Source organism: Streptococcus sp. HMSC073D05, assembly GCF_001812015.1.
GTDB classification, from domain to species: Bacteria; Bacillota; Bacilli; order Lactobacillales; family Streptococcaceae; genus Streptococcus; species Streptococcus parasanguinis_D.
Genome location: NZ_KV807483.1, coordinates 96,084 through 109,078, shown reverse-complemented (window position 1 = coordinate 109,078; position 12,995 = coordinate 96,084). Strand labels below are relative to the sequence as shown.

Sequence of the window (12,995 nt, the reverse complement as noted above, 5' to 3'; positions counted from 1 at the left end):
TGGGAAACTGTTTGAGGTTGGAAATCAGCAAATAAATTGGTTATTTTACAACAATATTAACCAATTTATTTGGTACCGCAATTACTTTCACGATTTCTTTGCCGTCAATCTCTGCCTTGACTTTTTCGTCAGCCAGAGCAACTTCTTGCAATTCTTCGCGAGAAAGGTCTTTTGCGACCATCAATTTCGCACGGACTTTTCCTTTAATTTGAACAACGATTTCGATTTCGTCTTCAACCAATTTGCTTTCGTCCCATGTTGGCCAAGCTACGTAAGAGATTGAATCGCCTGTTGCTGCGACTGTTTGCCAGAGTTCTTCTGCCAAGTGAGGGGCAAATGGGGCGATCAATTGGATGAAGCCTTTGGCGTAATCCACATAGAGTTTGTCTTCCTTGTTTGCCGCATTGACAAAGACCATGAGTTGAGCAATGGCTGTATTGAATTTCATCGACTCGATTTGCTCAGTGACAGCTTTAACGGTTTCGTTGTAAACCTTGTCAAGAGCGCCATTGTTTTCTGCAACGATTTCTTTACTTGTGATCAAACGGTAAACACGGTCAAGGAATTTACGGCTTCCTTCTAGACCTTCTTCAGACCAAGCGATAGAAGCATCGAGTGGCCCCATGAACATTTCATAGACACGAAGGGTATCGGCACCGTATTGTTCCACCACATCGTCTGGGTTGACCACGTTCTTGAGGGATTTCGACATCTTAGCTGGTGCTTGCTCCAATTCTTCCCCTGTTTCCACATGGAAGAAGGAACCGTCACGTTTTTCAACCTTGTCAGTCGCCACAAGAGCACCACGGTGGTCACGGTAGCTGGTTCCCAAGATCATTCCTTGGTTAAAGAGTTTTTGGAATGGCTCTTTAGTCGGTACAACACCAAGGTCATAGAGGAATTTGTGCCAGAAACGAGCGTAAAGCAAGTGAAGTACGGCATGTTCTGCACCACCCACATAGATATCCACTGGCAACCATTGTTTGAGGAGGTCCTCATCAGCCAATTTTTCTGTGTTATGTGGATCGATATAGCGGAGGTAGTACCAGCTTGAACCTGCCCATTGTGGCATGGTATTCGTTTCACGACGACCTTTGACGCCATCTTCACGAGTCACTTCCAGCCAGTCGGTCAAGTTTGCTAGTGGGCTTTCACCAGTACCTGAAGGGCGGATATCCTTGGTGACTGGCAAGACAAGTGGGAGGTCACTTTCTGGAACGGCTGTTGAAGTGCCATCTTCCCAATGAATGATTGGGATTGGTTCACCCCAGTAACGTTGACGGCTAAAGAGCCAGTCGCGAAGGCGGTAAGTCACCTTCTCTTGGCCACAACCTTTTTCTTCTAACCAAGCCACGATTTTAGCAATTGCTTCTTCTTTGTTAAGACCGTTCAAGAAGTCTGAGTTGACGTGAAGGCCATCTTCTGTGTAAGCAGCTTCTGCTACATTTCCACCTTCCAACACTTCTACGATTGGAAGGCCAAACTGTTTAGCAAATTCCCAGTCACGTTCATCGTGGGCAGGTACGGCCATGACGGCACCTGTTCCGTAACTAGCAAGAACGTAGTCGGCAATCCAGATTGGGATTTCTTTCCCATTGACAGGGTTGATGGCATAAGCACCGGTCCAAACCCCTGTTTTTTCCTTAGCGAGGTCTGTACGAGCCAAGTCTGATTTCAAGCTAGCTTGGTGTTTGTATTCTGCTACAGCCTTAGCCTGTTCAGGACTTGTGATGGCATCTACCAAGTCATGCTCAGGAGCCAAAACAGTGAAAGTCGCACCAAAAAGGGTGTCAGGGCGAGTAGTAAAGACAGTGAATTCCTTGTCAGTTCCTTTCACCTTGAAAGTGACATTGGCACCAGTTGATTTTCCAATCCAGTTGCGTTGCATGTCTTTGATAGACTCTGGCCAGTCAAGGTCATCCAAGTCAGTCAGCAAACGCTCTGCATAGGCAGTAATTTTAAGCATCCATTGGCGCATTGGTTTACGGACAACTGGATAGCCTCCACGCTCAGAAGTTCCGTCAGGAAGGACTTCTTCGTTGGCGATAGCTGTTCCCAATTCTTCAACCCAGTTTACTGGCACTTCCGCTTCATAGGCCAAACCTTTTTCGTAAAGCTTGGTGAAGATCCATTGTGTCCATTTATAGTAGTTTGGGTCTGTAGTATTAACTTCACGGTCCCAGTCGTAAGAGAATCCAAGCGCATTGATTTGGCGTTTGAAGTTGGCGATGTTTTCCGCTGTGAATTCCGCTGGGTCATTCCCTGTATCCATAGCGTATTGCTCTGCAGGCAAACCAAAAGCATCCCATCCCATTGGGTGAAGGACATTGTAACCTTGGGCACGTTTGAAACGGCTAAGGATATCAGTCGCTGTGTAGCCTTCTGGGTGTCCTACGTGAAGACCCGCTCCAGATGGGTAAGGGAACATGTCCAAAGCATAAAACTTAGGTTTTGAAGCGTCTGTTCCTGTCTTAAAAGTGTGATGGTCAGCCCAGTATTTTTGCCACTTAGGCTCGATTTCTTTATGATTGTAAAAACTCATAGCGTCTCTCCAATTTTCGTGATGCTCCTATTATACCATTTTTAGGCGATTTTTAAAGGTTCAGACAAAGAAAAAGACAGGTCCCATACGGGACCTGTCTCTCCTGTTTTCTTCAAGAAAAGTCTATTTCACATGCTTTTCAAGTTCTTCTTGCGCTTTTTTATTGGATTTTTCTTTTTCTTTCTTCCATTGATCACGCGCTTTGTCGTAGTCTTTAGCCGATACGACCTTGTCTTGAACTTCCAAATATTTATAGTTGAAGGATTGACCCTTGTGGCCTGTCCAAGCAAAGGCTGCGGAGTATGGTACAGTCTTACGAACACCTGGAGAAGCTCCATCTGAATGGATCGGAATCAAGAGTGCACTATCGGTCAACCAAGCTTGAGCGGCAGCATATTTTTCGTAACGCTTGTTCACATCTTTGGTTTCATTGTGCGCATCTTCGATCAATTGATCGTATTCATCAAAACCAGCTGCTTTTGCGGCCGCATTATCCGTACCAGCATCGAATCCAAAGTAGGCATTGGCATTTTCGCCAGATTTACCACTAGTGATATCAATGTAAGAAGATGGGTCCGTATAGTCTGGTCCCCAACCCAAATTATTGTTCAAATCCCAGTCTTGTTGCGATGCATTTTCAGCAAAGTAGGTAACCCGTTGCAGGTCATCATCTGAGATCATTTTCAGATCAATAACAATATTTTCTGCTCCTAAAGTTGACTCGATCGACTGTTTGAAGGATTGGGCTTGTTTGATTCCTTCTGTATAAGTTGAAGAAGTTGGAAGGTCCAAATGAATTGGGAATTCAACTCCTTGAGCCTGCAAATCTGCCTTAGCTTTGGCAAACTCTTCTTTGGCCTTGGTTGGATTGTAGAGGGTATCTTTTCCATCTGCGACAGAGACCCCTTTCCATTCATCCCCATAAGCTTCCAAGTCTTTTTCTACTGCATCCCCAAATTGTTGGCCATTGATTTGGACAAAGTTTGGTGGCGTAAAGGTATTACGGATGACCTTATTGGCAGCAGCTTCCCCGTTCGCCTGAGCTACATATGCCTTACGGTTGAAGGCAAACATAATGGCTTGACGGAAGTCTTTATTTAAAATTGCTTTCTTAGTTGAAGTCTTTTGAGCATCTGTGGTCTTGGCTGTAATTTCATAAGACTGACGGTCAATGTTGAAGGAAAGGTTGTAGGTTGAGGAACCTTGGTCACTAAAGACGATATCGTCTTTGTGCTTCTTCTCTACACTCTTATAGTTAGAGCCACTTGGGAAGACACGGGCAACCGTATAGTCGCCTTTATCAAATCCACGGATCAAGGATTCTGAATCTTGTCCATCATAATAGGTCAACTTGACTTTACTGATCTTGACATTATCCGCATCCCAATATGTTGGGTTCTTTTCCAAGGTCGCAGAAGATTTAGAAGTGATGGACTTGATCAAATAAGGACCGCAGTAGAGGATACTAGATGGAGAAGTCCCTTGACCATAGTCATCTCCTTTAGATTTCAGGAATTCTTCGTTAACCGGCATCAAGATCCCCATCGTAGTCTTAGAATTCCAGAAACTTTCCGGTTGGCTCAAGGTATATTGAACGGTATAATCATCAATAGCCTTTACTCCAACAGTTGAGAAATCAGATGTCTTCCCTGAAACATAATCATCCAAGCCTTTGACAGATTTTTGAACCAAGTAAATCGCTTGTGATTTCTTGTCTGCCGCGTGTTTGAGGCCTGTGACAAAGTCTTGGGCTTTGACTTCTCCATATTCTTCCCCTTCAGAAGTCATCCATTTGACCCCTTTACGGAGTTTATAAGTATAGGTCAAGCCATCCTTGGAAACAGTCCAGTCTTTAGCAAGCGATGGGATCAAGTTCCCGTACTTGTCCACTTCCAACAAGCCATCTATCGCATTTCCTGTAAACTCGGAAGTCGATTTTTTATTGGAAATCGAGTAGTCTAAGGTATCCGGATCCTGGGTATAGACATAGCTAAATGTCTGACCACCAGAGCTACTAGATTTCCCTCCTGAGCAGGCTGCCAGTACACCAGCTGATAAAAGCAGAGCGCTGGTAGCTAAGAGTACCTTCCCTTTGTTCATATAAATCACCTCATTGTAAAAAATGTTATACTCAATTTAAATTATAGCACTTTCTAGGGAAATGTAAACGCTTTTACTGCGAAATTATTCTATTTTTCCTTTATTTTTTCAATTTCTACTTTTTCTAAAATTTTTTCAAGTTGAATCCCTGGCCTGTATGATATAATGGAATCTATGAATTATGTGAGACATTTACACAAACGACTAAAACACAGCCTCTTGTCCCTCCTTGTAGGAGTCTTGACATTAGGCCCTATTTCCACTGCCTTTGCGGACGACATCTACCAGCAAGAAGATGTCATGAAAATCGCAGCTGATGCTGGACTGGTATTGGATGATTTTTACAAGCCTAAGGCTGACATCGTCATCGACGCCAATACTGGAGCTATATTGTACGGAGACAATATCGACACGGTCCGGGACTCAGGAAGCATGGCCAAACTCATGAGTGCCTATGTAGTCTTTCGGGCCCTCAAAGAAGGTAAGATCAAATACGATACCGTGGTCACAGCAACAGAGGCTGATCAAGCTATTTCGGAAAACAATTTGTTAAGTAACTCACCTATTGTAGCTGGTGTGGACTATAAGGTATCTGAATTGATCAAGATGCTCTTTGTTCCCTCTTCCAGCGCAGCTGTGATCATGCTCGCAAACGCTGTTACGGACAATGATCCCGATAAGTTTTTGGACTTAATGAATCAGTACGCGCAAGAAATGGGGATGAGCCATACCAAATGGGGCAATCCAAATGGGGCAATGATTTCGGTGCTTCAAGGCTACTACAATCCGCAACGCTACGATGTCAATGCCAATAACGAAATCACAGCGCGAGACATGTCTATTCTGGCTTATCACATCGTAAACGACCTGCCAGAAATGTTGGAATACACCAAGCAAGCTCACACCACTATCATGGAAGGAACCCCTTACGAGCAAAGCTACGATAATTACAACACTTCCCTCGAAGGTGGAAAGTTCGCCCTCAAAGGAACAGATGGCCTTAAGACAGGATCCAGCCCAACTGCTGACTACAACTACACCGCGACAACCAAGCGGGGTAAACAACGGATTATTGAAGTCATTTTGGGGGTTGGAAACTACGATGTCGAGATCGCCGAAAGCTACCGCAATCAGATCGGAAATACCTTAGCAGAGAAAATGTTTGCGGATTACCAATACAAAAAAGTTCTCTCTGCAGGGGAACACACCATCGACGGGAAGACCATTCAGCTGAAGCAAGACTTTTATGCAACCGTTAAAAAAGGCACGAATCCAGCAATTAAACTGGAAAACAACCGCCTGGTCGTCCAAAACGGCTTGCAACAGGTATCTCCAAGTATTAAGGCAGGAATGGCCGTGAGCGATTCTAAAGCAACAAACTCTAGCAGTAAACAGAAGGGACTAGATGCCATGTGGCTCTTCTGCTTCTTGCCAGCCGGAATCTTATACCTGATCTTTAAACAAACCGATCCAAAAAGAAGAAAATAGAAACAGAACTCCCATTACCATAAGGTATGGGAGTTCTTGGTTTGTCGACAAAGCCGTCTTAGGCCAAACCTTGAACGTAGGCATCTACTGCTACGATGGCTTGGGCAATATCAGAAGCCTTCACTTCAAACGGCATTTGATGGATGGTTTCTCCTTCGATGGTGGCCTGTTGGCCAACCTTGAGAAGATCTTCATAACTTGCAGTTTCAAGATGCATTTCTTTCAGAGTGGTTGGCATACCGATTTGTTGATAGAAACGAATGTATTTATTCAATTCTTCCTTAGGACGGTTTTCTAAGAACAATTGAACTAGCGTTCCGTAGGCTACTTTTTCACCGTGAGTTAAATGGTGGATGTCCCCAGTAAGGGCTGTAAAGCCATTATGGATGGCATGGGCAGCAGCTAATCCCCCACTTTCAAATCCAATACCACTGAGAAGGGTATTGGCTTCAATGATGTTTTCAAGAGCAGGAGTTACGACTTTGGCTTCACAAGCAGCCATGGCTTGGAGACCATCAGCAAATAAGGTTTCTTCACAACGTTGTGCAATGGCGACACCCGCTAAGGTTTGTCGTTGACCCAACATGGTTTTTCCATTCGCTTGCATCACTGCACGCGCTTCTACCCAAGTTGCTAGGCCATCTGCGATACCAGAGGCGAGCAAGCGTTTTGGTGCTTGAGAGATTACTTTGCTATCCACCAAGACCAATTCTGGGTTCTTAGAATAGAAGATATAGCGCTCAAAGGCACCCTCATCCGTATAGATAACCGACAAGGCGGAAACGGGAGCATCTGTAGAGGCGATGGTCGGAGCAATCACAACTGGTGATTTTAGAAGATCAGCAATAGCTTTTGCACTATCGATGGTTTTTCCTCCACCAAGTCCAATGACCAAATTACAGCCATTTTCTTCTGCCAGACTAACCACACGATTGATTTCGTTGTCAGAAGCTTCTCCATTAAAGAAGACTGGCAAAACCGTGAGCCCATTTTGACCAAGGTATTCTTCAAAACGCTTCCCTACGATATCATAGACCACTGAATCACATAGCAAAACAGGGTGATTCCCTAATTCTGAAATAGATTGCGCATTTTCAAATAAGGCATTCTCACCTTGAATGTAACGTGACGGACTTGCAAAATTTCTCATAGTCTGCTCCTTTAAAATTTATTTAGTTCACACTCATAGTAGCATTTATTTCTATGAAATTCAAAGAATTATACAAGGCTCTAATCAATTAAATTTATCTATTCACGCAGTCATTGGAAGCGCTTCGTTTTTATTTGATGAATCTTATTATCAAAAATCCCCAAAGCTAGTTTCAGTAGGTTGAAACTTGACTTTGGGGATTTTTATTTTTTTACAAGCATTGAGAAAATCAATCAATGGCTTAACTGAAGTCGAGACTACTTCCTTTGATCAACAAAACTAGTATCGCGAAATTGAACTCGCCCTAAAAGCGTCGAGAAAAAGAGAGATTGACTGGTGGGCCTGGCCCACATGGTCAATCTCCTATTTTCTTCTCGCTTTTTTTACGGGCTTAGTATCTTAATTTACCAAATAATTACACGATCCTCTGGTGCGCGCCACATGCCATCTCCTTCTTTGACATCAAAGGTTTCAAAGAATTCGTCAAAGTTTGGTAATTGGACATTGGTACGGAGTTTTCCTGGTGCGTGGACATCGACACTTGCGAGGAGTTGCATGTACTCTGTCCGGGCTTTCATGCGCCAGATGCGAGCAAAGTTGGTGAAGAATTCTTCTGCTGAGAAATCTTCCTCTTTCTTAGCAGCTTCAAGGGCTGCAGCGATACCGCCAAGGTCTGCCACGTTTTCAGAAACGGTCAATTTCCCGTTGATCTTGGCACCGTAAGAGTCTTGGCCTTCGAACTGATCGATGACTTTTTGAGTCCGAGCGGTAAAGGCTTCGTAATCTTCTGGTTTCCACCAGTCTTTCAAGCTACCGTTCTCGTCAAAGGATGCTCCATTGGTGTCAAAGGCGTGGGAGATTTCATGGGCAATGACCGCACCGATTCCGCCGTAGTTGGCTGATGATGATTGGTGAAGGTCATAGAAAGGTGCCTGTAAAATCGCTGCTGGGAAGACGATTTGGTTCTGTTGCGGATCATAGTAAGCATTGACCATATTAGCTGGCATGTGCCATTCGCTCCGATCAACTGGTTGGTTCCACTTGCTCCAGACATGCTCGATGGAAATTTGAGCCAATTTTTGAGCATTTTCCACCAAGGTCTTGCTTTCGTCGATGATCTTCTTGGCGTATGTTTCAGGTAATTTTTCAGGGTAGCCGATATGTGGTGTGATGACATTGAGCTTGACAATGGCTTTTTCACGAGTTTCAGGAGCGAGCCAGTCTGCTTTTTCTAAGCGATCCTTGTAGACTTCAATCATGGTCGCTACTTTATGCTCTACGTCTGCTTTCGCCTCTGGTGAGAATTTTTCTCCTGCATACCAAAGGCCAAGTGCTTGGCTATAAGGTCCTTCTGCCAAAGCCAAAGCGGCTTTTTCTTTCGGACGGGCTTCTGGTGTCCCTGTAATCGTACGGCTATACTCACCAGATAAGACACGGATTTCTTCAGTCAAGAAAGACGTCCAAGAAAGAGCTGCACTGAGTTTCAATTTGGCATGAATGGTTTCCCAGTTGGCTGCCGAGTAGTATTTTGGCGCAAATTCCTTCCAGAAGCGCTCTTCTGGAACAATGATAGTATCTGGCGTTTGCCCGATCACTTCTGTAAAGAAGGTATCGAGTGGCAATTCTGGAACCAAGGCCTTGAAATCTGCCCACTCATAAGGATGGTAGAGTTTATTGTACTCGGATTTTTCTTCGTTTGACAAGACATATTTGGCCAATTCTGCATCCGCCGCAATCACTTTATCCAGAATGTCTTTGATTTCCTCCTCTGAGAAATCAAATTTTGCCAAGAGCTTTTCAACCATTTGACGCCAAACAGCCAATAACTCTGGGCCTTTTTCATTGCCTTCTTCATAGTAGGTCGTATCAGGCAAGATCAAACCGAGTGCTTCTCCCCACAAGACATTCATTTGGGCATTCATAAAGTCTGGTGATACGCTAAATGGCATGAGATTTGGTTTGCCAGCTAGTTCATAGGTACCCAACTTGCTGGTATAGTCTTCAAAAGAAGACAAAGCCTTAATTTCATTGATCAAAGGCATGACTGGTGCCACACCAGCTGCTTCTCGCGCATCAAAATCTGCCACCATTTTGTGGTATTTGACAAAGTTTTGCAGAATGCTGTCTTCAGGTAGCTCTTCTCCCCGTTGCCATTTCCCAGTGATATCCAACATCAAGTTTTCGATATCTTGGATCAAGTCCATAAAACCACCAGTTGACGGTTTGTCATCAGGGATCACAGCTGTCTCAGCCCATTCCCCATTGACGTAATCATAAAAATCATCTTGTAAACGTACCATGATCTTCTCGCTTTCATTCTTTTCTAATAACCTTATCAAAAATAGGAACTTTTTTCAATGATTTCAAGTGATTTAAGCTGAATTATTTTATTAATTAACTTGACTTAATTTTTTTATTCATGTATATTAATACTAAAGGAGCAAAATCATGATTCAAATTGAACATCTAAGTGTTGCCTACCAGCAAACACTGGCCTTGGAGGATCTTTCCCTCACCATCCAGGGGCCAACCATCCTAGGAATTCTTGGGCCCAACGGAGCTGGGAAATCAACCCTGATCAAGGCCATGCTAGGACTTCTCCCCCATTCGGGAAAGGTCCAGCTCGATCAAAAAGATCTCGGCCAAGTTCTTCAACGAGTGGCCTACGTCGAACAGAAATCCGCTATTGATTTCCACTTCCCCATCACGGTGCGGGAGTGTGTCTCACTGGGTCTCTATCCCCATCTTTCTATCTTCAAGCGAAAAAGCAAAGAGGACCTCAAAAAAGTGGAAAATGCCTTGAAACTTGTCAATCTTCTTGATCTAGCAGATCGCCAGATCGGCCAGCTTTCGGGAGGGCAATTCCAACGGGTGCTGATTGCCCGTTGCCTAGTCCAAGAAGCGGATGTCATCTTTTTGGATGAGCCCTTCGCAGGGATTGACTCTGTCAGCGAAGACATCATCATGCAGACCCTCCAGACCTTGAAACAAGAAGGCAAGACCATCCTGATTGTCCATCACGACCTCAGCAAGGTCCCAGCTTATTTTGACAAGGTCCTCCTCCTTCACCGCAAGCTGATCGCTTTTGGGAAAACAGAAGAAACCTTTACCAAAGAGAATCTTCACGCAGCTTACGGTCATGAACTTTTTATAGGAGGTGAAATCAGATGATTGCAGAATTTATCGATGGATTACAGCAATTCCACTTCTTACAGAATGCCCTGATCACAGCCATTGCCATCGGTATTGTCGCTGGAGCTGTCGGATGCTTCATTATTTTGCGAGGCATGTCTCTCATGGGAGATGCTATCTCGCACGCAGTCCTTCCAGGGGTGGCCCTGTCCTTTATCCTTGGCATCAATTTCTTTATTGGCGCCATTGTCTTTGGGCTTCTAGCTTCCATCCTTATCACCTATATCAAGAGCAACTCCATCATCAAGAGCGACACAGCGATAGGGATTACCTTTTCTTCTTTCCTCGCCTTAGGAGTCATCCTGATTGGAGTCGCAAAAAGTTCCACCGACCTTTTCCACATCCTCTTTGGGAATATCTTGGCCGTGCAAGACCAGGATATGTGGATGACCATCGGTATTGGGGTGGCGGTCTTGCTGGTGATTGTCCTGCTTTTTCGCCCCTTGCTTCTCACTTCATTTGATCCAGTTTTGGCTCAATCCATGGGCATCCGGGTCAAGGTCTACCACTACCTCCTTATGGTGCTCTTGACATTGGTTTCTGTTACTGCTATGCAAAGTGTCGGAACCATTCTCATCGTCGCCATGCTTATTACACCCGCTGCGACGGCCTACCTCTATGCCAATAACCTCTGGTCCATGATGCTTTTGTCCTCTAGCCTAGGAGCTCTTGCATCCATTCTGGGACTCTTTATTGGCTATAGCTTGAACATCGCCGTTGGATCTTGTATTGTCCTCACTTCTGCCGTCTTCTTTCTCATCAGCTTTTTTATCGCTCCTAAGCAGAGAAAGAACAAGCACGCTCTTTCATCTCATTAAAGGAGAAACACATGAAAAAAATCGCTTCTGTCCTCGCCCTCTTTGTGGCGCTCTTATTTGGCCTTCTAGCCTGTAGCAAGGGGGCTTCTTCTGGAGCTTCTGGTAAATTGAAAGTGGTCACCACCAACTCCATCCTTGCAGATATGACCAAAAATATTGCTGGGGATAAGATCGAACTGCACAGTATCGTTCCCGTCGGCAAAGATCCCCACGAATACGAACCACTACCAGAAGATGTCAAAAAAACTTCGCAAGCAGACCTGATCTTCTACAACGGGATCAACCTCGAAACCGGTGGAAATGCTTGGTTTACCAAGTTGGTCAAAAATGCCAATAAAGTAGAAAACAAGGACTATTTCGCAGTGAGCGAGGGAGTCGACGTCATCTACCTAGAAGGCCAAAACCAAGCTGGAAAAGAAGATCCACATGCTTGGCTCAATCTCGAAAACGGGATCCTCTACGCTAAAAACATTGCCAAACAATTGATCGCCAAAGATCCGAAAAATAAGGACTTCTACGAAAAAAATCTAGCAGCCTACACTGAAAAACTCAGCAAGCTAGACCAAAAAGCCAAACAAGCATTCAATAACATCCCAGAAGAGAAAAAGATGATTGTGACCAGCGAAGGCTGTTTCAAGTACTTCTCAAAAGCCTATGGCGTCCCATCTGCCTATATCTGGGAAATCAATACGGAAGAAGAAGGCACACCTGACCAAATCAAAACACTGGTAGAAAAGCTCCGTCAAACCAAGGTGCCGGCCCTCTTTGTTGAATCCAGCGTCGATGAACGTCCTATGAAAACTGTCTCTAAAGATACCGACATCCCAATCTATGCAAAGATCTTCACGGATTCCATTGCCAAAGAAGGAGAAAAGGGCGATAGCTACTACAGCATGATGAAGTGGAACTTAGACAAGATCGCAGAAGGATTGAGTCAGTAACCCTTCAGATTTCTAAACAAATCAGTGGCCCCTCCTCCGGTATTGAGGTACAATAAAAACAAAAAAGGAGTCTTTTTATGGCAACATTTTTAGGAAACCCTGTTACCTTTACCGGATCTCAACTTCAAGTAGGGGAAATGGCCCATGATTTTTCATTGATTACTCCAGCTCTGGAGAAGAAATCTTTAGCTGATTTTGCTGGGAAGAAAAAAGTCCTCAGCATCATCCCATCCATCGACACAGGGATCTGTTCGATGCAAACACGTCACTTCAACAAGACCTTATCGGACTTGGAAGACACTGTCGTCTTGACGGTCTCTGTCGACCTTCCTTTCGCTCAAGGTAAATGGTGTGCTGCTGAAGGGATCGACAATGCTATCATGCTCTCAGACTACTACGACCATTCCTTCGGAAAAGCCTACGGCCTCTTGATCAATGAGTGGCACTTGCTTGCGCGCGCTGTTTTGGTCCTAGATGCAGATAACAAGGTCACATACGTTGAATACCTAGACAACATCAACAGCGAACCAAATTACGACGCTGCAATCGAAGCCGTCAAAGTACTTGGATAAACGAAAAAAGAGGTCTGCGACCTCTTTTCTATATCTACAAAATCTGTTCAGAACCTTTCCTTAAGTGAGTACGGACGTCAGCGAACTTCTAGGAAGTTCCATGACTTAGCAAGATACAAAGGGCGTTCGCGAATAAAGTCAAAATAGGAAGTTTGACACAGAATCTTTTGATTCTAGGAAAACTTATCTTTT

9 protein-coding genes are annotated in these 12,995 nt (G+C 44.4%); 5 read left to right on the top strand and 4 right to left on the bottom strand.

The features are described from left to right. Positions 1 to 40: 40 nt before the first annotated feature. Entirely contained in the window at positions 41 to 2,542 is a 2,502-nt protein-coding gene (gene leuS / locus HMPREF2832_RS01795) for a leucine--tRNA ligase (RefSeq protein WP_070505341.1), read from the bottom strand. A gap of 123 nt (positions 2,543 to 2,665) precedes the next feature. Then, positions 2,666 to 4,642 carry a peptide ABC transporter substrate-binding protein gene (locus tag HMPREF2832_RS01790; RefSeq protein WP_070505340.1) on the bottom strand — a complete coding sequence of 659 codons (1,977 nt, stop codon included), beginning with the start codon at positions 4,640 to 4,642 and terminating at the stop codon, positions 2,666 to 2,668. 165 nt (positions 4,643 to 4,807) lie between these two features. Between HMPREF2832_RS01790 and HMPREF2832_RS01785 the strand changes: the two genes are divergently transcribed. Next, on the top strand, positions 4,808 to 6,130 hold the full coding sequence (locus HMPREF2832_RS01785; RefSeq protein ID WP_070505339.1) for a DUF1958 domain-containing protein: 1,323 nt from the start codon (positions 4,808 to 4,810) through the stop codon (positions 6,128 to 6,130). A 58-nt stretch (positions 6,131 to 6,188) separates the two neighbouring features. Here HMPREF2832_RS01785 and HMPREF2832_RS01780 read toward each other — a convergent pair whose 3' ends face one another. Together HMPREF2832_RS01780 and HMPREF2832_RS01775 are read right to left on the bottom strand one after the other, a co-directional pair. Next, entirely contained in the window at positions 6,189 to 7,280 is a 1,092-nt protein-coding gene (locus HMPREF2832_RS01780; RefSeq protein WP_070505338.1) for a glycerol dehydrogenase, read from the bottom strand. A gap of 404 nt (positions 7,281 to 7,684) precedes the next feature. Then, positions 7,685 to 9,580 carry a M13 family metallopeptidase gene (locus HMPREF2832_RS01775; RefSeq protein WP_061604404.1) on the bottom strand — a complete coding sequence of 632 codons (1,896 nt, stop codon included), beginning with the start codon at positions 9,578 to 9,580 and terminating at the stop codon, positions 7,685 to 7,687. A gap of 148 nt (positions 9,581 to 9,728) precedes the next feature. Between HMPREF2832_RS01775 and HMPREF2832_RS01770 the strand changes: the two genes are divergently transcribed. The 4 genes from HMPREF2832_RS01770 to tpx all read left to right on the top strand — a co-directional run bounded on the left by HMPREF2832_RS01770 (position 9,729) and on the right by tpx (position 12,803). Further along, complete coding sequence (locus HMPREF2832_RS01770) at positions 9,729 to 10,451, top strand: metal ABC transporter ATP-binding protein (RefSeq protein ID WP_070505337.1); 723 nt, start codon at positions 9,729 to 9,731, stop codon at positions 10,449 to 10,451. Further along, entirely contained in the window at positions 10,448 to 11,290 is an 843-nt protein-coding gene (locus tag HMPREF2832_RS01765; protein ID WP_070505336.1) for a metal ABC transporter permease, read from the top strand. The genes HMPREF2832_RS01770 and HMPREF2832_RS01765 overlap by 4 nt, the downstream gene beginning before the upstream one ends. Before the next feature lie 11 nt (positions 11,291 to 11,301). Continuing rightward, positions 11,302 to 12,231: a metal ABC transporter substrate-binding lipoprotein/fibrin-binding adhesin FimA gene (gene fimA / locus HMPREF2832_RS01760; protein ID WP_013904527.1), complete on the top strand. Its 930-nt coding sequence runs from the start codon at positions 11,302 to 11,304 to the stop codon at positions 12,229 to 12,231. 77 nt (positions 12,232 to 12,308) lie between these two features. Beyond that, on the top strand, positions 12,309 to 12,803 hold the full coding sequence (gene tpx / locus HMPREF2832_RS01755; RefSeq protein ID WP_013904526.1) for a thiol peroxidase: 495 nt from the start codon (positions 12,309 to 12,311) through the stop codon (positions 12,801 to 12,803). Positions 12,804 to 12,995: the final 192 nt, after the last annotated feature.

What these genes read in the sequence shown, in the direction of transcription:
- tpx (WP_013904526.1), top strand. Translation starts at nt 12,309, where the DNA reads ATGGCAACATTTTTAGGAAACCCTGTTACCTTTACCGGATCTCAACTT.
- leuS (WP_070505341.1), bottom strand. Translation starts at nt 2,542, where the DNA reads ATGAGTTTTTACAATCATAAAGAAATCGAGCCTAAGTGGCAAAAATAC.
- HMPREF2832_RS01785 (WP_070505339.1), top strand. Translation starts at nt 4,808, where the DNA reads ATGGAATCTATGAATTATGTGAGACATTTACACAAACGACTAAAACAC.
- HMPREF2832_RS01780 (WP_070505338.1), bottom strand. Translation starts at nt 7,280, where the DNA reads ATGAGAAATTTTGCAAGTCCGTCACGTTACATTCAAGGTGAGAATGCC.
- HMPREF2832_RS01775 (WP_061604404.1), bottom strand. Translation starts at nt 9,580, where the DNA reads ATGGTACGTTTACAAGATGATTTTTATGATTACGTCAATGGGGAATGG.
- HMPREF2832_RS01765 (WP_070505336.1), top strand. Translation starts at nt 10,448, where the DNA reads ATGATTGCAGAATTTATCGATGGATTACAGCAATTCCACTTCTTACAG.
- fimA (WP_013904527.1), top strand. Translation starts at nt 11,302, where the DNA reads ATGAAAAAAATCGCTTCTGTCCTCGCCCTCTTTGTGGCGCTCTTATTT.
- HMPREF2832_RS01790 (WP_070505340.1), bottom strand. Translation starts at nt 4,642, where the DNA reads ATGAACAAAGGGAAGGTACTCTTAGCTACCAGCGCTCTGCTTTTATCA.
- HMPREF2832_RS01770 (WP_070505337.1), top strand. Translation starts at nt 9,729, where the DNA reads ATGATTCAAATTGAACATCTAAGTGTTGCCTACCAGCAAACACTGGCC.